Below are 19,876 nucleotides of genomic sequence, written 5' to 3'. Positions count from 1 at the left end.
TCAATGAGGTTGATGGAGGTGAATTAAGCGAACGCGCGCACGTCGACAAAGTGGCCGTGCACGGCGGCGGCGGCGGCCATGGCCGGGCTCACCAAGTGGGTGCGTCCGCCCGCGCCTTGGCGGCCTTCGAAGTTGCGGTTGCTGGTGCTGGCGCAACGCTCGCCGGGCTCCAGCTTGTCGGCGTTCATTGCCAGGCACATCGAACAGCCGGGTTCGCGCCATTCAAAACCAGCGGCCTTGAAGATCACGTCCAGCCCTTCGCGCTCGGCTTGTTCTTTCACCAGGCCAGAGCCTGGCACCACCATCGCCAGCTTGATGTTCTTGGCCACTTTCTGGCCCAGCTTCTTCACCACGGCAGCGGCTTCGCGCATGTCTTCGATACGGCTGTTGGTGCACGAGCCGATGAACACCTTGTCGACGAAGATGTCGTTCAGCGGCTTGCCGGGCTCCAAGTTCATGTAGGTCAACGCGCGTTCAATGGCGCCGCGCTTGTTCGGGTCTTTTTCTTTTTCTGGATCGGGCACACGGGCGTCCACACCCAGCACCATTTCGGGCGAGGTGCCCCAGGTGACTTGCGGCAGGATTTGCGCTGCGTCGAGTTCGACCACGGTGTCGAAGTGTGCGTCGGCATCGCTGTGCAGCGTGCGCCAGTAGGCGGCTGCGGCGTCGAATTCAGCGCCGGTGGGGGCGAGCAAACGGCCCTTGACGTAATGGATGGTTTTTTCGTCCACGGCCACCAGGCCTGCGCGTGCGCCGGCTTCAATCGCCATGTTGCAGACCGTCATGCGGCCTTCCATGCTGAGGGCGCGAATGGCCGCACCCGCAAACTCAATGGTGTAGCCCGTGCCGCCAGCCGTGCCGATTTTGCCGATGATGGCCAGCACGATGTCTTTGCCGCTGCAGCCCTTGGGCAACACGCCTTCCACCTTGATGAGCATGTTCTTGGCCTTCTTGGCCAACAGCGTTTGCGTGGCCATCACGTGCTCGACTTCGCTGGTGCCAATGCCGTGGGCCAGTGCGCCGAATGCGCCGTGGGTGGACGTGTGTGAATCGCCGCACACTACTGTCATGCCCGGCAGCGTGGCGCCGTTTTCAGGGCCGATGACGTGCACGATGCCTTGGCGCTTCGACATGAACGGGAAGTAGGCCGCCGCGCCGGATTCGGCGATGTTCGCGTCCAGCGTGGTGATCTGTTCCTTGCTGATGGGGTCGGCAATACCGTCGTAGCCCAGTTCCCAGCCGGTGGTGGGCGTGTTGTGGTCGGCCGTGGCCACGATGGAGCTGATACGCCACACCTTGCGGCCGGCTTGGCGCAGGCCTTCGAACGCTTGCGGGCTGGTGACTTCGTGCACCAGGTGGCGGTCGATGTAGAGGATGGCGGTGCCGTCGTCTTCGGAATGGACGACGTGTTCGTCCCAAATTTTGTCGTAGAGGGTGCGTCCCATGGTGTTTTCCTTCGTGGAGATCAAGATTCTAGTGAGCCGCTTGTAAAGCCTTTAGTGCTTTTGCGGGAGGTTTTTGTTGTTGGGGATCAGTGCTCAGGTGGTCGACCAGCAAGCGCGCCGTGAGCGGCAGCGTGGTGAAGTCGCGCGCCACCAGGGTGAGCTGGCGCGCGGCCCAGGTGTCGAGCAGCGGCACGGCGGTGAGGCCGCCCATGGCAGACATCAGCTCAAACGCGCGCTGCGGCATGATGCCCACGCCCAGGCCGTTCAAAATCATGCGGCACAGGGCATCGAGCCCGGTCACGTGGATGCGCAATTTAATGCTGCGGCCGCGCAGCGCTGCGGCCTGGTGCATGGCCAGCGAGATCGAGCTGTTGGCGTGCAAACCCACGTGGTCGAAGTCCAGCGTGTCGTGGAAATGAATGGCGCTTTCGCCCGCGAGTGGATGGCCTTGCGGCACCACCAAGGTAAGCCGGTCTTGCCGGTAGGGCAGGGTTTGCAAATCGCCCGCGCCATTGGCCGCATTGCAGATGCCGAGGTCGGCCGCGCCTTCTTGCACGGCCCGGATCACTTCGGTGCTGAGGTGTTCTTCCAGGTCAACCTTGACCTCCTGGTGCGCGCGGATGAAGGCACCCAGGTCTTCCGGCAAAAACTGCACGATGGCCGAGATGCTGGCGTGCACCCGCACGTGGCCGCGCACGCCGTCGGCGTATTCGCTTAACTCGCCCTGCATCTTCTCCAGGCTGTAGAGCACGGTGCGGGCGTGGTGCAACAGGCTTTCGCCCGCCGGAGTGAGCGACACGCCGCGCGTGTGGCGGTAGAGCAGGGGGGTGTCGAGCGTGGCTTCCAGATCGCTCAGGCGCTTGCTCACGGCCGAGGCGGCGATGAATTCGCGTTCTGCGGCTTTGCCAATGCTGCCGAGTTCGCACACCGCTACAAACAGCTGCAGCGAGGTCAAATCCATTCGGCGGGCAAAGTTGCGTTCGGTGGGGCGCATGGTGTGGAGCTAGGTGCCTGGGTCTTGCGGGGCGCCTTTAATTAGGCATCGTCTTGCAAGATGGGTTAGCGATTTTCCACCTTTATTAATGACCTTTGTCATCGCAAACCACGATGGGTGGCATGTTGCGCCATGTGGGCGTCAACTGTTTGAGGCTGTTTGGGGCGCTTGCGCCCTATGTATAAGAGGGCATAGCTACTGAAAAAGTAGCACTTAAACCTCGTTTGAGGGTGGTGTTAGTCGGTCAACAACGCCGGCTGCAGTAAACGCACGCGGTGGTCGATGTAGTAGCCGCCGTATTCGGTGTAGCGCAACAGGTTGCGGTGGCATTGGGTGCAGTGCCACACGTCGCAGCGGTTGAAGGGGAAGAACTTCAACGCGATGGGCGCATTGGGCGCGTCGTAGCGCGTGCCATCGGGGTGATGCTCTTCGAAGGTGGGCTCGTAAAGATCCGGCTCGCGCAGCGTGGCGATCTGTTCCATCAGCGTGGCGGGCCAGCGGTCGTCGGCCATGCTTTCCCAACTGGTGTAGGCGGCCGAGCCGCAGGGGCAGGGCTCGGCGCGCGGCGCGGGCAGGGCCGCCAGCAAGGTGCGAAGGTTGGCGGTATTCTGGATGAAAGGGGACACGGCAGTTCCAGTGGATCGAGTACTAAAAAACCGCAAAGAAAAAGCCCGCCGATGTTGCCATCGAGCGGGCTTTTATTCAGCGGGCTAGCTCAGGGCTTAGCGTTGGCCGATAGGCTTCACGTTGCGGCTCACGGAACCCGTGAACAACTGGCGTGGACGGCCGATCTTGTACTCTGGGTCGCCAATCATTTCGTTCAATTGGGCGATCCAGCCCACCGTGCGTGCCAGCGCGAAGATCGCGGTGAACAGGGGCACAGGGATGCCGATGGCGCGTTGCACGATGCCGGAGTAGAAGTCGACGTTGGGGTACAGCTTGCGCGAGACGAAGTATTCGTCTTCCAGTGCAATCTTTTCCAGCGCCTTGGCCAGCTTGAACAGGGGGTCGTTTTCCAGGCCCAGTTCGGTCAGCACTTCGTTGCAGGTCTCTTGCATCAGCTTGGCGCGCGGGTCGTAGTTCTTGTACACGCGGTGACCAAAACCCATCAGCTTCACGCCGGAGTTCTTGTCCTTCACTTGCTTGATGAACTCACCGATCTTCTCGACGCCGCCAGCCTTCTGGATGTCGTAGAGCATGTTCAGTGCGGCTTCGTTGGCGCCACCGTGGGCAGGGCCCCACAGACAAGCCACACCAGCGGCGATGGCGGCAAACGGGTTGGTACCCGAAGAGCCGCACAGGCGCACGGTGGAGGTGGAAGCGTTTTGTTCGTGGTCTGCGTGCAGCGTGAAGATGCGATCCAGAGCGCGTTCCAGCACGGGGCTGACTTTGTACTCTTCGCAAGGCGTGGCGAACATCATGTGCAGGAAGTTGCCTGCATAGCTGAGGTCGTTGCGCGGGTACATGTACGGCTGGCCGATCGTGTACTTGTAGGCCATCGACACCAGCGTGGGCATCTTGGCGATCAGACGGATCGCGGCGATTTCACGGTGCTCTGGGTTGTTGATGTCGGTGCTGTCATGGTAGAAGGCCGAGAGGGCGCCCACCAGGCCGGTCATGATCGCCATCGGGTGCGCATCACGGCGGAAGCCACGCAGGAAGAACTGCATCTGCTCGTTGACCATGGTGTGCATGGTCACGTTGCGCGTGAAGGCCGTCTTCTCGGTTGCGTTCGGCAGTTCTCCGTACAGCAACAGGTGGCAGGTTTCCATGAAGTCGCAGTTGGTGGCCAACTGCTCGATGGGGTAGCCGCGGTACAGCAATTCGCCCTTGTCGCCGTCGATGTACGTGATGGCCGATTGGCACGACGCAGTCGACAGAAAACCAGGGTCGTACGTGAACATGCCAGTTTGCGCGTACAGCTTGCGGATGTCGATCACATCAGGGCCAATGCTGCCCTGGTAGACCGGCATCTCGACACTGGGGCTGCCGTTGCTAAACGACAGGGTGGCTTTGTTATCAGCGAGTTTCATGTTTGCCCTTTCAGCGGTTTTCTCTCAACATTGTTAAAACTTCATGCACATCGTCACGGTCCAACTCAGGGTTGACCTCAGCGGGCGTTTTGCGGGCTAAGTGCAGATCAAGTAAATCGTTATCACTTAAATCCATTAAAGCACTCAAAGCACCCGCTTGCCTCACGGTCAGGTTTTTTACGTACCGTGCGAAAAACCGCTCGATGAACAGGTCGTTTTCCACCATGCCGCGACGGCTGCGCCAGCGCAGCATGTTGGCGCTGCGCTCGTCGAGCAGTTCGTTCCCGGCGGGTGACTCTGATGGAGTGGTTGATGGCACCAGTTAGTTCCTCAAATGGTCCGAAGAACCATCATTTCTTTGATCTTGCCGATGGCCTTGGTGGGGTTCAAACCCTTGGGGCACACGTCGACGCAGTTCATGATGGTGTGGCAACGGAACAAGCGGTACGGGTCTTCCAGGTTGTCCAGGCGCGCGCCGGTGGCGTCATCGCGGCTGTCGGCGATGAAGCGGTAGGCCTGCAGCAGACCGGCGGGGCCGACGAACTTGTCCGGGTTCCACCAGAAGCTGGGGCAGCTGGTGGAGCAGCTGGCGCACAAGATGCACTCGTACAAACCGTTCAGCTCTTCGCGCTCTTCAGGGCTTTGCAGACGCTCGCGCTCGGGCGCGGGCGTGTCGCTGATGAGATACGGCTTGATCGAGTTGTATTGCTTGAAGAACTGCGTCATGTCGACGATTAAGTCGCGGATGACCGGCAGGCCAGGCAGCGGCTTCAACACGATCACGCCCTTCAGGGTGTTCATGTTGGTCAAGCAGGCCAGGCCGTTCTTGCCGTTGATGTTCATGGCATCAGAGCCGCAAACACCTTCGCGGCACGAGCGGCGGAACGAGATGCTGGGATCCTGGGCCTTCAGCTTCACCAGGGCGTCGAGCAACATGCGCTCGTGACCGTCGAGTTCGATCTCGACCGTCTGCATGTAAGGCTTGGCATCCTTGTCCGGATCGTAGCGATAGATTTGGAATGTGCGCTTCGTCATGTTTTTTCTCTCGTGGGTCTGCTGGTGATCAGAAGGTGCGAACCTTGGGTGGCACGCTGTCCACCGTCAGGGGCTTCAGGTTCACTGGCTTGTAGGTCAGGCTGTTGTCAGCGCTGTGCCACAAGGTGTGCTTCATCCATTCCTTGTCGTTGCGGCCCAGTGGGAAATCAGGATGGTCGGCAGGGTGCTCGTAGTCGTACACGGTGTGCGCGCCACGGCATTCCTTGCGTGCGGCAGCCGAGGTCATGGTCGCTTGTGCGACTTCGATCAGGTTGTCGACTTCCAGCGCTTCCATGCGCGCGGTGTTCCAGACCTTCGACTTGTCTTTCAGCGTCACCGAGCCCACTTGGGTGCGGATGTCGTTGATCTTGACCACGCCTTCGTCCATGCTCGCTTGTGTGCGGAACACACCAGCGTGTTGCTGCATCGACGAGCGGATGTTGTTGGCGATGTCTTGTGCGTAGACGCCGTCTTTGGACTCTTCGAGTTGGTTCAAGCGAGCCAACGTACGGTCGGTGCCGTCTGCAGGCATAGGCTTGTGTTCGCCGCTGCCCTTGACCGATGCCACGATGTGGCGGCCGGCCGATTTGCCGAACACCAGCAAGTCGAGCAGCGAGTTCGTGCCCAGGCGGTTGGCGCCGTGCACCGACACACAAGAGCATTCGCCCACAGCGTACAAACCGTTGACCACTTGGTTGTGCACGTCACCGTTTTGGATGACGACCTGGCCGTTGATGTTGGTCGGGATGCCGCCCATTTGATAATGGATGGTGGGCACCACAGGGATCGGCTCTTTGGTGATGTCGACGTTGGCGAAGTTCACGCCGATTTCGTACACCGAAGGCAGACGCTTGTGGATGGTTTCCGCGCCCAGGTGGTCCAGCTTCAGCACCACGTAGTCTTTGTTCGGACCGCAGCCACGGCCTTCCTTGATTTCCTGGTCCATCGAGCGCGACACGAAGTCACGTGGGGCCAAGTCTTTCAGCGTAGGCGCGTAACGCTCCATGAAACGTTCGCCATTGCTGTTGAGCAAAATAGCGCCTTCGCCACGGCAGCCTTCGGTCAGCAACACACCAGCGCCGGCCACGCCGGTGGGGTGGAACTGCCAGAACTCCATGTCTTGCAGTGGAATGCCGGCGCGTGCCGCCATGCCCAGGCCGTCGCCGGTATTGATGAAGGCGTTGGTTGATGCGGCGAAGATGCGGCCTGCGCCGCCGGTGGCCAACAACACGGCCTTGGCTTGCAGTTCGTACAGGTCGCCGGTTTCGAGTTCAATCGCGGTCACGCCGACCACATCGCCATCGGCGTTGCGGATCAGGTCAAGTGCCATCCATTCGACGAAGAAGTTCGTCTTGGCCTTGACGTTTTGCTGGTACAGCGTGTGCAGCATGGCGTGGCCGGTACGGTCGGCCGCAGCGCAAGCGCGTTGCACGGGCTTTTCACCGTAGTTGGCGGTGTGGCCGCCGAACGGACGTTGGTAAATCGTGCCGTCAGGGTTGCGGTCGAACGGCATGCCGAAGTGTTCAAGTTCGTAGACGACCTTGGGTGCTTCGCGGCACATGAATTCGATGGCGTCCTGGTCGCCCAGCCAGTCAGAACCCTTGATGGTGTCGTAGAAGTGGTAGTGCCAGTTGTCTTCAGACATGTTGCCCAAAGAGGCGCTCACGCCACCTTGTGCGGCCACCGTGTGTGAACGCGTAGGGAACACTTTGGACAACGAGGCTACGCTCAGGCCGGCTTGGGACAATTCCAGTGCGGCGCGCATGCCGGAGCCGCCGGCGCCAATGATGACAACGTCGAACTTACGCTTGGTGATAGTCGATTTGGTGTAGCTCATGCTCACAGTCTCCAGAGAACTTGAATAGCCCAGCCGGCGCAGCCGACCAGCCATACGATGGTGAAAATCTGGAGCGAGAGTCGAAGCCAGATGATGGATGTGACGTAGTCCATCCAGATGTCGCGCATGCCCACCCACACGTGGTACAGCAAAGCCAGGATGACGGAGAAGGTCAAGACCTTCATCCATTGGGACGCAAAAATGCCAGCCCAAATTTCATAAGTGATGGGGCCGGAGGTGAACAGCACTTGGCCGAGCACCAGCACGGTGAAGATGGCCATGAGGCCACCGGTGACACGTTGGGCCAACCAGTCGCGCAGACCGTAGTGCGCGCCGACGACGAGACGCTTGGAGCCGTAATTGACAGACATTGAAAGGCTCCTTGCTTAGTACAGACCGAACAGCTTGGCTGCCAGCACGATGGTCAGTCCGATGCTCAGCACCAGCGTCACTTGTGCGGACGACTTGCCGAACTCTTTGCTCACGGCGTGGTTCACGTCCATCCACAAGTGGCGCAGACCCGCAATGAAGTGGTGCAGGTAAGCCCACAGAATGGCCAGCACCACCAGCTTGAAGAACCAGCCAGGCACAAAACCAACACCGACGTTGAAGACGGCCTTGAACTTCGAGTGGGAGATCTCACTTGAAACCGAGGTGTCGAACATCCAGATGATGAACGGCATCAGCAAGAACATGATGAAGCCGCTGATGCGATGCAAGATGGAGACGATGCCGGCAGGAGGGAGCCGGTAGCCGGGGAGATCTTTGAGAACGTGGATGTTTCTAAATTCAGGCCGCTTGGGCCGTTTTGTTGAGGCTAGCTCGGTCATATGCGTGCTTTCGTGGATGTAACGGCTTTGTAATTCGTAATAGCAAACAACTCAAAATTCTATTGCAACGCAGCACGGCATGACCGAGGTTGCTGCGAATACCCTAGCTAAGTTCATTCCGATAGTGGTGCGTGGCGGTGTTGTAGAGGCCTCGGCGCAACTCCATCGGTGTGTCGTTGTATGTGTAAGCGATGCGTTCTACGCTCAATAGCGGCGTTTGTGCAGAGACTTTCAACAGGGCGGCCTGTTCTGCATCGGCCGCCACTGCGCGAATTTTTTCTTCGGCGCGCACCATGCGAATGCCGAACTGGGTTTCAAACATGGCGTACATCGGCCCTCGGTCACCAGTGAGCTGCTCGGCCGTCAAACCTTTGAACTGAACACCCGGCAGCCATAGGTCTTCCAGAATGCGCGGCACAAACACGCCGTTGATGGCAAAAGACAACACTCGGCGCACTTGCAGCACGCCGTCTCCTGTGCGCAAACCCAACGCGCGCGCCACTTCGGCGCTGGCGCGTGTGCGCTTGCAGTCGATGATGTGGCGCTGTGCGGGCCCCTCGGACTCTATATCGCCCTGATCGGGTACTAACTTGAGGAAGCGGTAACGCACATGTTGTTCGTTGTGCGTGGCCACAAAGGTACCTTTGCCTTGGCGGCGCAACAGCAGGTTCTCTGCGGCAAGTTCGTCAATCGCCTTGCGTACCGTGCCCTGGCTGACCTTGAAGCGCGCGGCCAATTCCATCTCGCTGGGAATGGCTTCACCCGGTTTCCACTCACCAGCTTCCAGACTCTGCAAGATCAAGCCCTTGATCTGCTGGTACAGCGGGCTGAAGGCCGGCGTAATGACGGACGGCAGGCCGGTGTCAGCGGATCCTGCGGTGGATTCGCTGTGGGCTGGAGGCGTGGATTGGGCCATCGGTGAAACGTGCGTTCTGTGGGCTGGCGCGGGGTTTTTGTGTGGAGCGAATCATATCTTATATAAGACATAAGACAAATTGACGCAAGCGCGTTATCGAGAGTAAACTCGTGGTCTATTTGCATGGGCTGTCAAGTCAATAAGACGGCAAAGCGGCGGCTCCGGCAAAGGCATTTTTCACTTCAACTCTCATTTCCTGGAGTCCTTCCCATGAGCAAAAAACCCGTTCGCGTTGCTGTCACTGGTGCCGCAGGTCAAATCGGCTACGCCTTGTTGTTTCGCATCGCATCGGGCGAAATGTTGGGCAAAGACCAACCCGTGATCCTGCAATTGCTGGAAGTGCCGGTTGAAGGCCCACAAAAAGCGCTCAAGGGCGTGATGATGGAACTCGATGACTGCGCGTTCCCATTGCTGGTCGAGATGACCGCCCACAGCGACCCCATGACCGCTTTCAAAGACGCCGACTACGCGCTGCTGGTCGGTTCGCGCCCACGTGGCCCCGGCATGGAACGTGCCGAGTTGTTGGCCGTGAATGGCGCCATCTTCACCGCACAAGGCAAGGCTTTGAACGCCGTGGCCAGCCGCAACGTGAAGGTGCTGGTGGTCGGCAACCCTGCCAACACCAACGCCTACATCGCCATGAAGAGCGCGCCTGATCTGCCACGCAAGAACTTCACCGCCATGCTGCGCCTGGACCACAATCGTGCGGCCAGCCAAATCGCGGCCAAGACCGGCAAGGCCGTGGCTGACATCGAGAAGCTGACCGTCTGGGGCAACCATTCGCCCACGATGTACGCCGACTACCGCTTCGCCACCATCAACGGCGAGAGCGTCGCCAAGATGATCAACGACCAAGAATGGAACGCCAACACCTTCTTGCCTACGGTTGGCAAGCGCGGCGCCGCCATCATCGAAGCACGTGGTTTGTCGTCGGCTGCCTCGGCTGCCAACGCTGCCATTGACCACATGCGCGACTGGGCACTGGGCACCAACGGCAAGTGGGTCACCATGGGTATTCCTTCTGACGGCCAATACGGCATTCCAAAGGACACCATGTTCGGCTTCCCCGTGACCTGCGAAAACGGCGAATACAAGGTTGTCGAAGGTCTGGAAATCGACGCCTTCAGCCAAGAACGCATCAACAAGACGCTGGAAGAGCTGCAAGGCGAACAAGCCGGCGTGGCTCACTTGCTCTAAAGCGAGCTAGGCACAGCATCCATGGCCGACTGGAACCCCGCCCTCTACAGCCGATACGAGCGTGAGCGCACGCGTCCCGCGCGTGATTTGCTGGCGCAGGTGGGGCTGACTAGCCCCAAGCGGGTGGTCGACCTGGGGTGTGGCCCCGGCAACTCCACCGAGTTGCTGGTGCAGCGCTATCCGCAGGCCCAAGTCACGGGCGTCGACAACTCTGAAGCCATGTTGGCGAGCGCGCGCAAGCGTTTGCCTGGCGCGACCTTCGCGCTGGGCGATATCGCCACATGGTTGCCGAGCGAGCCTGTTGATCTGTTGTATGCCAACGCCTCCCTGCAATGGGTGGGCGAACACGAAACGCTGATTCCCCGCCTGTTGAGCGCTTTGGCGCCCGGCGGCGTATTGGCCTTTCAAATGCCTGATAACCGCGCCGAGCCTACACACCGGCTCATGCGCGAAGTGGCCGCTTCTGAACCGTTCAGTCGCCATTTCGAAGACCCGAACAACATGCGCACCGGCATCTTGCCGCTGTCGCAGTACTACGATTTGCTGGCGCCCCATGTGGCTGCGTGCGACGCCTGGCACACCATATACCAACACCCCATGGCTTCGGCTGCGGCGATCGTTGAATGGGTGAGCAGCACTGGCTTGCAACCCTTCTTGAAACGCCTGCCCGAAGCCGTGCAACCTGACTATCTGGCCGAATACCAACGCCGCATCGATGCCGCATACGCCGTGCGGACGGATGGCCAACGCCTGCTGGCGTTTCCGCGTTTGTTTGTGGTGGCCCAGCGCGCCTAAAACTTGAGCTTCATGGATCGCCTTTCACCCATCCCCACGCAGCACCCGCGCGAAGCCTTGCTGGGCGCGCAGGGCGGGGCGATCTCTTTGCCGGTGTGTGATCACTACAGCGGCGTGGAAGCGCGCATGCGCAAGAGCCTGCAACTGCAGGCCGAGATGACCGAAGAATTCGGCGCTTGCGTGTTCGACGTGACGCTTGATTGCGAAGACGGCACCCCCGTAGGCGGCGAAGCTGAACACGCCGCGCTGGTAGTGGAGCTGGCGCTGGCCGCTGCTTCGACTGCACGTGTGGCAGCCCGTGTGCATGCGGTAGACCATCCCGCATTCGAGCGCGATGTGGCCATGATTGCCGGGCAAGCGGGAGCGCGGTTGAGCCACATCATGGTGCCCAAGGTTGAATCGGTAGCCGATGTAGACCGCGCCGAGGCTGCACTGCTGCAGGCTGGCGCTGCAGACTTGCCGCTGCACGTGTTGATTGAATCGCCCGCCGCTGTGCACCGTGCATTCGACATTGCCGCGCATCCGCGTGTGCAGTCGATCAGCTTCGGCTTGATGGATTTTGTGTCGGCCCACGGTGGTGCCATTCCTTCCAGCAGCCTGCGCGCGCAAGGCCAATTCACGCACCCGCTGGTGGTGCGCGCCAAGCTGGAAATTGCCGCCGCCTGCCACGCGCATGGCAAGGTGCCGTCGCACTGCGTGGTCACTGAATTCAGCGACACCGCCGCGATGCAGGCCGCAGCCAAACGCGCGGCACACGAGTTTGGCTTCACGCGCATGTGGAGCATTCACCCGAGCCAGATCCGGCCCATTCTTGAAGCCTTTGCGCCAGAACAGCAAGAAATTGAAATAGCTTCAAAAATCATAGCTGCTGCCGCTGCTGCGAATTGGGCTCCAATCTCTTTTGATTCACAATTGCACGACCGTGCCAGCTACCGCTATTTTTGGCATGTCATCGAACGCGCGCATGCTACCGGGCGTGTATTGCCCGCAGAGATGCGACCCTATTTCCAGAGTTCACACCAGTGTGTAACGCCCTCACTTTCGGAGACCCCATGAGAGCCATTTTCCTCACCGCCGCCATTGGCTTTTTGTCCACCAGTCTGGCTTGGGCTGCAGACCCGGCCCCTGCCAAAGACAAAGCCGCCACCAAAACCGCCGCCACCGAAACCAAAAAAGCGCCTGCCAAGAAGAAGGCCGCCGTGACGCCAGAGCGTCAACAACTGAAGACCGCCGCCATCAGCGTGGCCGCTGGTGTGGAGGCTGCTGAAGCCGCCATGACTCCGGCCGAACTGGCGATTGCCGAGCGTGTGCAAACGGGCCATCTGCCCTGCGAGTTGGGTAACTCGGTCACGCTCGAAGCAGACCCTAAAGCGCCTGGCTACTTCAACCTCAAGATGAAGAACGTCAGCTACCGCATGTTCCCGGTGGCCACCACCACCGGCGCCATCCGCCTGGAAGACCAAAAGGCCGGCGCTGTCTGGCTGCAGTTGGCCAACAAATCGATGCTGATGAACCACAAGCTGGGCCAACGCCTGGCCGACGAATGCCTGAGCCCCGCACAAAGCGTGGTCGCCGAAGCCCTGCGCAAGAACCCACCGCCAAGTGTGTTGGATGCAGCGCCGGCCGCACCTGCCGTGGCGCAAAAAGCCGCGCAGTAAACCAGGCTCTTCAGCGCAAAACAACCAATTTCCCACGATTCTGAAACAGGAGAGACCGCCATGTTGCAAGCCTATATGGACCATGTTGCCGAACGCGCCGCGCTCGGTATTCCACCGCTGCCTTTGTCTGCCAAGCAGACGGCAGAGCTGATCGAGCTGCTGAAAAATCCGCCCGCCGGCAAAGAAGATTTCTTGCTGAACCTGCTGAGCCACCGCGTGCCAGCCGGTGTGGACGATGCAGCCAAGGTCAAGGCCAGCTACCTGGCGGCTGTGGCCCTGGGCACGGAAAAGAACGCGCTGATTTCACGCGCCCAAGCCACGCAATGGTTGGGCACCATGCTCGGCGGCTACAACATCACCCCGCTGATCGAACTGCTGGGCGACGCCGAAGTCGGCGGTGTGGCCGCTGAAGGCCTGAAGAAAACCCTGTTGATGTTCGACCAGTTCCATGACGTCAAGGAACTCGCCGACAAGGGCAACGCCAACGCCAAGGCCGTGCTGCAAAGCTGGGCCGACGCCGAGTGGTTCACCAGCCGCCCCGAAGTGCCGAAGAGCATCACCTTCACGGTGTTCAAGGTGCCTGGCGAAACCAACACCGACGACCTGTCGCCCGCACCTGATGCGACAACGCGCCCTGACATCCCCATGCACGCCCTGGCGATGCTGAAGAACAAGCGCGACGGCGCGGCTTTTGTGCCTGAAGAAGACGGCAAGCGCGGGCCGATCAAGTTCATCGAAGACCTCGTGGCCCGCGGCCTTCCTGTTGCTTACGTGGGCGACGTGGTCGGTACCGGCTCCTCGCGCAAGTCGGCCACCAACTCGGTGTTGTGGTTCACCGGTGAAGACATTCCTTACATTCCGAACAAGAAGTTCGGCGGCATCTGCCTGGGCGCCAAGATCGCCCCGATCTTCTACAACACCATGGAAGACGCCGGTTCGCTGCCGATCGAACTCGACGTGAACCAAATGGACACGGGCGACACCGTTGAGCTGCGTCCCTACGAAGGCAAAGCGCTGAAAGATGGCAAGGTCATCTCCGAGTTCACCGTGAAGAGCGACGTGCTGTTCGACGAAGTGCGCGCCGGTGGCCGTATCCCGTTGATCATCGGCCGTGGCCTGACCGCCAAGGCGCGTGAAGCGTTGGGCCTGCCAGTGTCCACGCTGTTCCGCCTGCCGCAAGAGCCTGTCGACTCCGGCAAGGGTTACTCGCTGGCGCAAAAGATGGTGGGCCGTGCCTGCGGTCTGCCAGAAGGCAAGGGCGTGCGTCCTGGTACCTATTGCGAACCGAAGATGACGTCCGTGGGTTCGCAAGACACCACCGGCCCGATGACGCGCGACGAACTGAAAGACCTGGCTTGCCTGGGCTTCTCGGCCGACCTGGTGATGCAGTCTTTCTGCCACACCGCCGCCTACCCCAAGAAGGTGGACGTCAAGACGCACCACGAACTGCCAGAGTTCATCTCCAACCGTGGCGGCATCAGCCTGCGCCCAGGCGACGGCGTGATCCACAGCTGGCTCAACCGCTTCTTGCTGCCCGATACCGTGGGCACGGGCGGCGACAGCCACACGCGTTTCCCTATCGGCATCAGCTTCCCAGCCGGCTCTGGCCTGGTGGCGTTTGCTGCCGCTACGGGCGTGATGCCTTTGGACATGCCTGAGTCCGTGCTGGTGCGCTTCAAGGGCACGATGCAGCCTGGCGTGACCCTGCGCGATCTGGTCAACGCCATTCCGCTGTACGCCATCAAGGCAGGCTTGCTGACGGTGGAGAAGAAGGGCAAGAAGAACATCTTCTCCGGCCGCGTGCTGGAAATTGAAGGCCTGCCAGACCTGAAGGTTGAGCAAGCGTTTGAACTGTCTGACGCCTCTGCAGAACGTTCTGCCGCCGGCTGCACCGTCAAGCTCAACAAAGAGCCGATCATCGAATACATCAACAGCAACATCACGCTGATGAAGTGGATGATCGCCGAAGGCTACGCTGACGCCCGCACCTTGGCTCGCCGTATCGCCGCGCAAGAAGCCTGGTTGCAGAACCCTCAGTTGCTCGAAGGCGACGCCGATGCCGAGTACGCTGCCGTGATCGACATCGACCTGGCCGACATCCACGAACCTATCGTGGCCTGCCCGAATGACCCCGATGACGTGAAGACCCTGTCAGATGTGTCAGGCGCCAAAATCGATGAAGTCTTCATCGGTTCGTGCATGACCAACATCGGACATTTCCGTGCAGCGTCCAAATTGCTCGAAGGTAAGCGCGATATTCCGGTCAAATTGTGGGTTGCGCCACCGACCAAAATGGACGCCCATCAGCTCACCGAAGAAGGCCATTACGGCGTCTTCGGCACGGCTGGTGCACGTACCGAAATGCCGGGTTGCTCGCTGTGTATGGGCAACCAAGCGCAGGTTCGCGAAGGGGCTACCGTGATGTCCACGTCCACGCGTAACTTCCCGAATCGATTGGGAAAAAACACAAACGTGTACCTCGGCTCGGCCGAGTTGGCTGCTATCTGTTCGCGCCTCGGTTACATCCCATCTAAGGCCGAATACATGGCCGACATGGGCGTGATCAACCAGGACGGAACCAAGATCTATCAGTACCTGAATTTCGACCGCTTGGAAGAATTCAAGAGCATTGCAGATACCGTCAAGGATGGTGTGGTGGCTTAACCTCACCGCGCTCCTCGCAACAAAAAATGGCCCTTCGGGGTCATTTTTTTTGCATGCAAAATTTTCTGCACTTTTATTGAGTTTATTAATGTATTCAAATATGATTTGTGGACAAGATAGGTTTTATTGTTCTCAATTCATACAGTGTTTGCATGTCAAAAAGCTCTGATTTCCGCGACACCCCAGCCCATTTGATTCGCCGGGCTCATCAATTGGCTGTGGCCATCTTCATGGAAGAAACTGCTGAATATGCGGTCACACCGGTTCAGTTTTCGATACTCACGGCGTTGCTGGACTCTCCTGGCGAAGACCAGGTCAGCTTGGCCGCACACGTGGCCTTTGACGCCGCGACGTCGGGTTCCGTTGTCAGCCGGCTTGAGGCTCGTGGCTGGATCCACCGAGAGGCTGATGCCCGGGATCGGCGTCGCAAGCGCCTATGGGTAACGCCTGAGGGAAAAGAGGCGGTGCGTGAAATCAGACGTGCGGCAAAACGCGCACAGACCCGTGTCATGGGCCCATTGGCTGCAGACGAGCAGGAAGCCTTGAAGGGGCTTTTAACGAAGTTGATCGCGAGTCTGGAAACGCCACTGTAAAACGCACCTGACGTTTGAATGTCACTTCGGGTACGCCACGGGTGTTCCGCCCTGCAGTTTGTAGGCCGCTAGGCTATTAGTTTGCCCGGAATGAACCATTTGTAGCATTCTGGTGCCTATGTTTGCACCAAGATGCGATGACTTGGGGTTGAATATAGCTTTCTGGTCTGTTTTGAACAACAAGGAGTATTTCCATGGCAAAGATTCAACGCATGGCGCGCGTCCCGCTGCTGGGTTTGATGGCCTCGGCTGTTATCTTGACTGGCTGTGCCAACATGTCTGAAACGCAAAAAGGCACGGCGATCGGCGCTGGTCTTGGCGCTGCCGCAGGCGGCATCATTGGTAATGGCCGCGGTGCAGCAGTCGGCGCTGGATTGGGTGCCTTGGGTGGTTATGTGTGGTCCAAGCACATGCAAGACAAAAAAGCCGAAATGGAACGCGCGACGGCCGGAACCGGCGTGGATGTGGTGCAAACGGCGGATAACCAGCTCAAGCTGAACATCCCAAGCGACATTTCCTTCGATACAGGCCGCGCCGACATCAAGCCTAACTTGCGTCCCATTCTCGATCAATTCGCCAACGGTTTGCGGGACCAGCCTAATACCGATGTGCGCATCATTGGTCATACCGACAGCACTGGATCGGATGCCATCAATGATCCTCTGTCACGCCAGCGCGCCGCTAGTGCTCGTGACTACTTGGTCTCCCGTGGTGTCAGCGCTAGTCGTATCGTGACCGACGGCCGTGGCGCGCGCGAGCCTATCGCCGACAACACGACAGACGCCGGCCGGGCCCGCAACCGCCGTGTAGAAATTTTCCTTGGCGAACGTGCTGCTGGTTAATTGGTCGACGCCTTGTGCAAAACAGTCAAGGTGTTGACTGAATAAAAAATGGCTCGCAATGCGAGCCATTTTTGTTTCAGAACCAGATCTGTCGATCAGTCTGATTTTTGCACCAGGTCGAAGTGTTCCACGAGCGGTGGGCTCGCGAAGAACGGACCCACAATGGCGCGCCATTCGGCAAATGCGGGCGATTCGCGAAAACCCACGTTGTGGTCTTCGATCGTGGCCCAACGAATCTGCAGCACGTAGCGTTCAGGCGACTCAATGCCCTTGTGCACGCTGCTGCCCAGAAAGCCTTTGGCCTTGCTGATCACCGTGGCCAAACCGTGTTGAATGGCCGCGTCAAAATCGGCTTGCTGCCCGGGCTTGATGCGAATTTCTGCGAGTTCAAGAATCATGTGGATGTGGTTTCAATCAATGTGTCGTGGTGTGTGGCTTTACAGCACCTCGCTGGCGTAGTCCGCCAGTCTGGAGCGCTCGCCTCGGGCAAGTGTGATGTGGCCGCTGTGTGGCCAGCCCTTGAACTTGTCGACGGCAAAAGTCAGGCCTGATGAGCCTTCCGTCAGGTACGGGGTGTCGATTTGCTGCAGGTTGCCCATGCAGATGATTTTGGTGCCGGGGCCCGCGCGCGTGATCAGCGTTTTCATTTGCTTGGGCGTCAAGTTTTGCGCCTCGTCAATGATCACGTACTTGTTCAAGAACGTGCGGCCGCGCATGAAGTTCATGCTCTTGATCTTGATGCGCGAGCGAATCAATTCATTGGTGGCGGCGCGGCCCCATTCGCCGGCACTGGTTTCGGTCTTGGCCAGCACTTCGAGGTTGTCGTCCAAGGCGCCCATCCACGGGCCCATCTTCTCTTCTTCAGTGCCGGGCAGGAAGCCGATATCTTCGCCCACACTGACGGTGGCGCGGGTCATGATGATTTCGGTATAGCGGCGATCGTCCAGCACTTGGGTCAGGCCAGCAGCCAAAGCCATCAAGGTCTTGCCGGTGCCAGCGTTGCCGGTCAGTGTGACGAAGTCAACTTCGGGGTCCATGAGCAAATTCATGGCGAAGTTTTGTTCGCGGTTGCGTGTGGTGACGCCCCAAACAGCGTGCTTCAGGTGGTTGTAGTCCTTCAGCGTTTTGAGCACGGCGGTCTTGGCGCGGATTTCGGTCACGCGGGCGTACAAGCTGGGCTCACCCGGCGCTTCGAAGAACACAAACTGATTGATCAGCAACTCAGGCACGATGGGGCCCGAGATACGGTAGAACGTGTGCAGGCCTTGCTGCCAACTCTCCACCGTTTTGCCATGTTTGGTCCAGAAGTCCGGTGGCAATGCCAAGGCGCCAGAGTACAGAAACTCGCCGTCTTCCAGTACTTTGTCGTTCTGGTAGTCCTCTGCTTCCAGGCCCAGCGCACGGGCCTTGACGCGCATGTTGATGTCTTTGGACACCAACACTACTTCGCGTGGTGCATATTGCAAACGCAAGGCCTCTACCACGCCCAGAATCTGGTTGTCGGCCTTGCCTTGCGGCAGGCTGGTGGGCAGGGTGTAGTTCAGGGGCTCTGTTTGGAAGCGCAGCTTGCCTTGGGCTTCGATGTGACCTGTGGCGTCGAGTGGCAAGCCGACGGTGATGTCAGCGCCGTTCGTTCCGGCCAAGGCATCCAGCGTGCGGCTGGCTTGGCGCGCGTTGCGTGCCACTTCGGTCATGCCCTTTTTATGGCCGTCTAATTCTTCCAGCACGATCATCGGCAAGAAGATGTCGTGCTCTTCAAAGCGGAACAAGCTCATCGGGTCGTGCATCAACACGTTGGTGTCGAGCACAAACAGCTTGGTCAACACACCAGCCTTGGCGACCTTGCGTTTAGGCGCGGCGCCACGTGTGGTGCTTGGTGCGCGCGGTGCGTCTTCTTTGGTTTCAACCGGGTGCGAGGGGGCATGTGCAGGCACCACTTTGGTTTCGACCTGCACCATCGGCTCTTTGGCAGCTACCGGACGGCTTTCGGGAACAGCCTCTGGCGTTTTTCGGGCTTGCGGTTTATCCACCGGTTCGGTCAAGAGGCGAGCTTTAGATTTCGACGCTGGGCTGGTTTTGGCAGTTGGGCGAACGGCTACAGAAGCATCAAAGTCAGCGCGGGCCAGGGTTGCGGCGCGCTTAGTGGGGGCGGGGGGCAGTGGCATGTGGCAGGGGCTCGCGGTGGTGAAGGAAATCTGAGGAGGTCAAATGGTGAAATCGAGAATCAGAAAGCAAAAAAGCCGCCAGGAGGCCTGGGCGGCTTTTGCGGGGGAGCGCTCTCGAAATCACTAACAGCATGAAACCATTATGCATGAGCCATGTGTCGCGTGGCAGTCGCCCCAAAATCTCATCATCCAATCCCAGAAAATGCTTTTCTGAGGATGGCGGCTTTGCTGATTAGGCGGACTTCTTCAGGTCTTTCACAGCCTGCAGAACTTCGTCTACGTGGCCAGGCACCTTCAGACCGCGCCATTCTTGTTGCAGCACGCCATCAGGGCCGATCAAGAAAGTGCTGCGCTCAATGCCCTTCACCTTCTTGCCGTACATGATCTTGTTTTTGACCACGCCGAACATGTGACACATTTTTTCTTCTGTGTCGGCAATCAGTTCGAACGGCAATTCAAGCTTGGTCTTGAACTCGTCGTGCGACTTCATGTTGTCGCGCGACACGCCAAACACGGTGGCACCGGCTTTGACAAATTCCTTGTGCTTATCGCGGAATTGCATTGCCTCAGTGGTACAGCCTGGGGTATTGTCTTTTGGGTAGAAGTACAAGACCACAACCTTGCCGTGGTGGGATGTATTCGAGACTTTGATGCCGCCGGTCGCAACAGCATCAAATTCTGGGATGGGTTTATTGACAACGATCGCCATATAGCTTTGAATCTCTTTAGACAGGATGTGGTCGTTGAAGGTTCTAAGAGTCGAAAAGGGCTTTCAAGACGCGTTTTGCGGCACGCACGCGTAAATCGTTACCATTTCGAAAGCAAAGGGGCCGTATGCAGTTTCTGAATTGCAACGGACCAGCGGCTTCCTT

At 59.1% G+C, this 19,876-nt stretch carries 20 protein-coding genes; 7 read left to right on the top strand and 13 right to left on the bottom strand.

From position 1 onward, the window contains the following. Window positions 1-23 precede the first annotated feature (23 nt). The 10 genes from leuC to ACPWMG_RS22590 form a co-directional block, all read right to left on the bottom strand. The gene (gene leuC / locus ACPWMG_RS22635) at window positions 24-1,445 is read right to left on the bottom strand and encodes a 3-isopropylmalate dehydratase large subunit (protein WP_483301756.1); all 1,422 of its coding nucleotides are present in this window, start codon (window positions 1,443-1,445) and stop codon (window positions 24-26) included. Window positions 1,446-1,473: 28 nt separating this feature from the next. Continuing rightward, window positions 1,474-2,439, bottom strand: a complete 966-nt coding sequence (locus tag ACPWMG_RS22630) for a LysR family transcriptional regulator (protein ID WP_483301755.1) — start codon at window positions 2,437-2,439, stop codon at window positions 1,474-1,476. Between the two features lie 236 nt (window positions 2,440-2,675). After that, the gene (locus ACPWMG_RS22625; protein WP_483301754.1) at window positions 2,676-3,065 is read right to left on the bottom strand and encodes a hypothetical protein; all 390 of its coding nucleotides are present in this window, start codon (window positions 3,063-3,065) and stop codon (window positions 2,676-2,678) included. A gap of 96 nt (window positions 3,066-3,161) precedes the next feature. Then, complete coding sequence (locus ACPWMG_RS22620; RefSeq protein WP_483301753.1) at window positions 3,162-4,472, bottom strand: citrate synthase; 1,311 nt, start codon at window positions 4,470-4,472, stop codon at window positions 3,162-3,164. 10 nt (window positions 4,473-4,482) lie between these two features. After that, window positions 4,483-4,725 (bottom strand): succinate dehydrogenase assembly factor 2, encoded by a 243-nt coding sequence (locus tag ACPWMG_RS22615; protein WP_483305312.1) that lies wholly within the window; start codon window positions 4,723-4,725, stop codon window positions 4,483-4,485. Window positions 4,726-4,802: 77 nt separating this feature from the next. Further along, entirely contained in the window at window positions 4,803-5,507 is a 705-nt protein-coding gene (locus ACPWMG_RS22610; RefSeq protein WP_422831067.1) for a succinate dehydrogenase iron-sulfur subunit, read from the bottom strand. Between the two features lie 28 nt (window positions 5,508-5,535). Then, window positions 5,536-7,344 carry a succinate dehydrogenase flavoprotein subunit gene (sdhA, locus tag ACPWMG_RS22605; RefSeq protein WP_483301752.1) on the bottom strand — a complete coding sequence of 603 codons (1,809 nt, stop codon included), beginning with the start codon at window positions 7,342-7,344 and terminating at the stop codon, window positions 5,536-5,538. A 2-nt stretch (window positions 7,345-7,346) separates the two neighbouring features. Further along, window positions 7,347-7,715: a succinate dehydrogenase, hydrophobic membrane anchor protein gene (sdhD, locus tag ACPWMG_RS22600; RefSeq protein ID WP_422831069.1), complete on the bottom strand. Its 369-nt coding sequence runs from the start codon at window positions 7,713-7,715 to the stop codon at window positions 7,347-7,349. Between the two features lie 15 nt (window positions 7,716-7,730). Beyond that, window positions 7,731-8,174: a succinate dehydrogenase, cytochrome b556 subunit gene (gene sdhC / locus ACPWMG_RS22595; protein ID WP_483301751.1), complete on the bottom strand. Its 444-nt coding sequence runs from the start codon at window positions 8,172-8,174 to the stop codon at window positions 7,731-7,733. Between the two features lie 103 nt (window positions 8,175-8,277). Next, window positions 8,278-9,090: a GntR family transcriptional regulator gene (locus tag ACPWMG_RS22590; protein WP_483301750.1), complete on the bottom strand. Its 813-nt coding sequence runs from the start codon at window positions 9,088-9,090 to the stop codon at window positions 8,278-8,280. 210 nt (window positions 9,091-9,300) lie between these two features. On the opposite strand from ACPWMG_RS22590, the gene ACPWMG_RS22585 reads away from it, so the two are divergent. The 7 genes from ACPWMG_RS22585 to ACPWMG_RS22555 all read left to right on the top strand — a co-directional run bounded on the left by ACPWMG_RS22585 (window position 9,301) and on the right by ACPWMG_RS22555 (window position 16,839). After that, entirely contained in the window at window positions 9,301-10,287 is a 987-nt protein-coding gene (locus ACPWMG_RS22585) for a malate dehydrogenase (RefSeq protein WP_483301749.1), read from the top strand. Window positions 10,288-10,308: 21 nt separating this feature from the next. After that, window positions 10,309-11,082 carry a trans-aconitate 2-methyltransferase gene (gene tam / locus ACPWMG_RS22580; RefSeq protein WP_483301748.1) on the top strand — a complete coding sequence of 258 codons (774 nt, stop codon included), beginning with the start codon at window positions 10,309-10,311 and terminating at the stop codon, window positions 11,080-11,082. Between the two features lie 12 nt (window positions 11,083-11,094). Next, a complete protein-coding gene (locus ACPWMG_RS22575; protein ID WP_483301747.1) occupies window positions 11,095-12,138 on the top strand; it encodes an HpcH/HpaI aldolase/citrate lyase family protein in 1,044 nt (347 codons plus the stop codon). Next, window positions 12,135-12,740, top strand: a complete 606-nt coding sequence (locus tag ACPWMG_RS22570; protein ID WP_483301746.1) for a hypothetical protein — start codon at window positions 12,135-12,137, stop codon at window positions 12,738-12,740. The genes ACPWMG_RS22575 and ACPWMG_RS22570 overlap by 4 nt, the downstream gene beginning before the upstream one ends. A gap of 60 nt (window positions 12,741-12,800) precedes the next feature. Then, window positions 12,801-15,404 carry a bifunctional aconitate hydratase 2/2-methylisocitrate dehydratase gene (locus tag ACPWMG_RS22565; RefSeq protein WP_483301745.1) on the top strand — a complete coding sequence of 868 codons (2,604 nt, stop codon included), beginning with the start codon at window positions 12,801-12,803 and terminating at the stop codon, window positions 15,402-15,404. 152 nt (window positions 15,405-15,556) lie between these two features. Continuing rightward, window positions 15,557-15,997 (top strand): MarR family winged helix-turn-helix transcriptional regulator, encoded by a 441-nt coding sequence (locus ACPWMG_RS22560; RefSeq protein ID WP_483301744.1) that lies wholly within the window; start codon window positions 15,557-15,559, stop codon window positions 15,995-15,997. Between the two features lie 212 nt (window positions 15,998-16,209). Then, window positions 16,210-16,839, top strand: a complete 630-nt coding sequence (locus ACPWMG_RS22555; RefSeq protein ID WP_483305311.1) for a YiaD family glycine zipper/OmpA-like lipoprotein — start codon at window positions 16,210-16,212, stop codon at window positions 16,837-16,839. Between the two features lie 95 nt (window positions 16,840-16,934). Here the strand turns inward: ACPWMG_RS22555 and ACPWMG_RS22550 are convergent, their stop codons facing one another. The 3 genes from ACPWMG_RS22550 to ACPWMG_RS22540 all read right to left on the bottom strand — a co-directional run bounded on the left by ACPWMG_RS22550 (window position 16,935) and on the right by ACPWMG_RS22540 (window position 19,713). Then, window positions 16,935-17,237, bottom strand: a complete 303-nt coding sequence (locus tag ACPWMG_RS22550) for an antibiotic biosynthesis monooxygenase family protein (protein ID WP_483301743.1) — start codon at window positions 17,235-17,237, stop codon at window positions 16,935-16,937. Between the two features lie 39 nt (window positions 17,238-17,276). Continuing rightward, window positions 17,277-19,004 carry a PhoH family protein gene (locus tag ACPWMG_RS22545; RefSeq protein ID WP_483301742.1) on the bottom strand — a complete coding sequence of 576 codons (1,728 nt, stop codon included), beginning with the start codon at window positions 19,002-19,004 and terminating at the stop codon, window positions 17,277-17,279. Between the two features lie 232 nt (window positions 19,005-19,236). After that, window positions 19,237-19,713 (bottom strand): peroxiredoxin, encoded by a 477-nt coding sequence (locus ACPWMG_RS22540; protein ID WP_483301741.1) that lies wholly within the window; start codon window positions 19,711-19,713, stop codon window positions 19,237-19,239. Between the last annotated feature and the right edge of the window lie 163 nt (window positions 19,714-19,876).

It is taken from the genome of Hydrophilobacter chitinilyticus (assembly GCF_049860745.1).
Taxonomy (GTDB): Bacteria; Pseudomonadota; Gammaproteobacteria; order Burkholderiales; family Burkholderiaceae_C; genus Rhodoferax_B.
The sequence above is the reverse complement of the archived record's forward strand: the minus strand, read 5'-3'. Positions and strand labels throughout refer to the sequence as shown.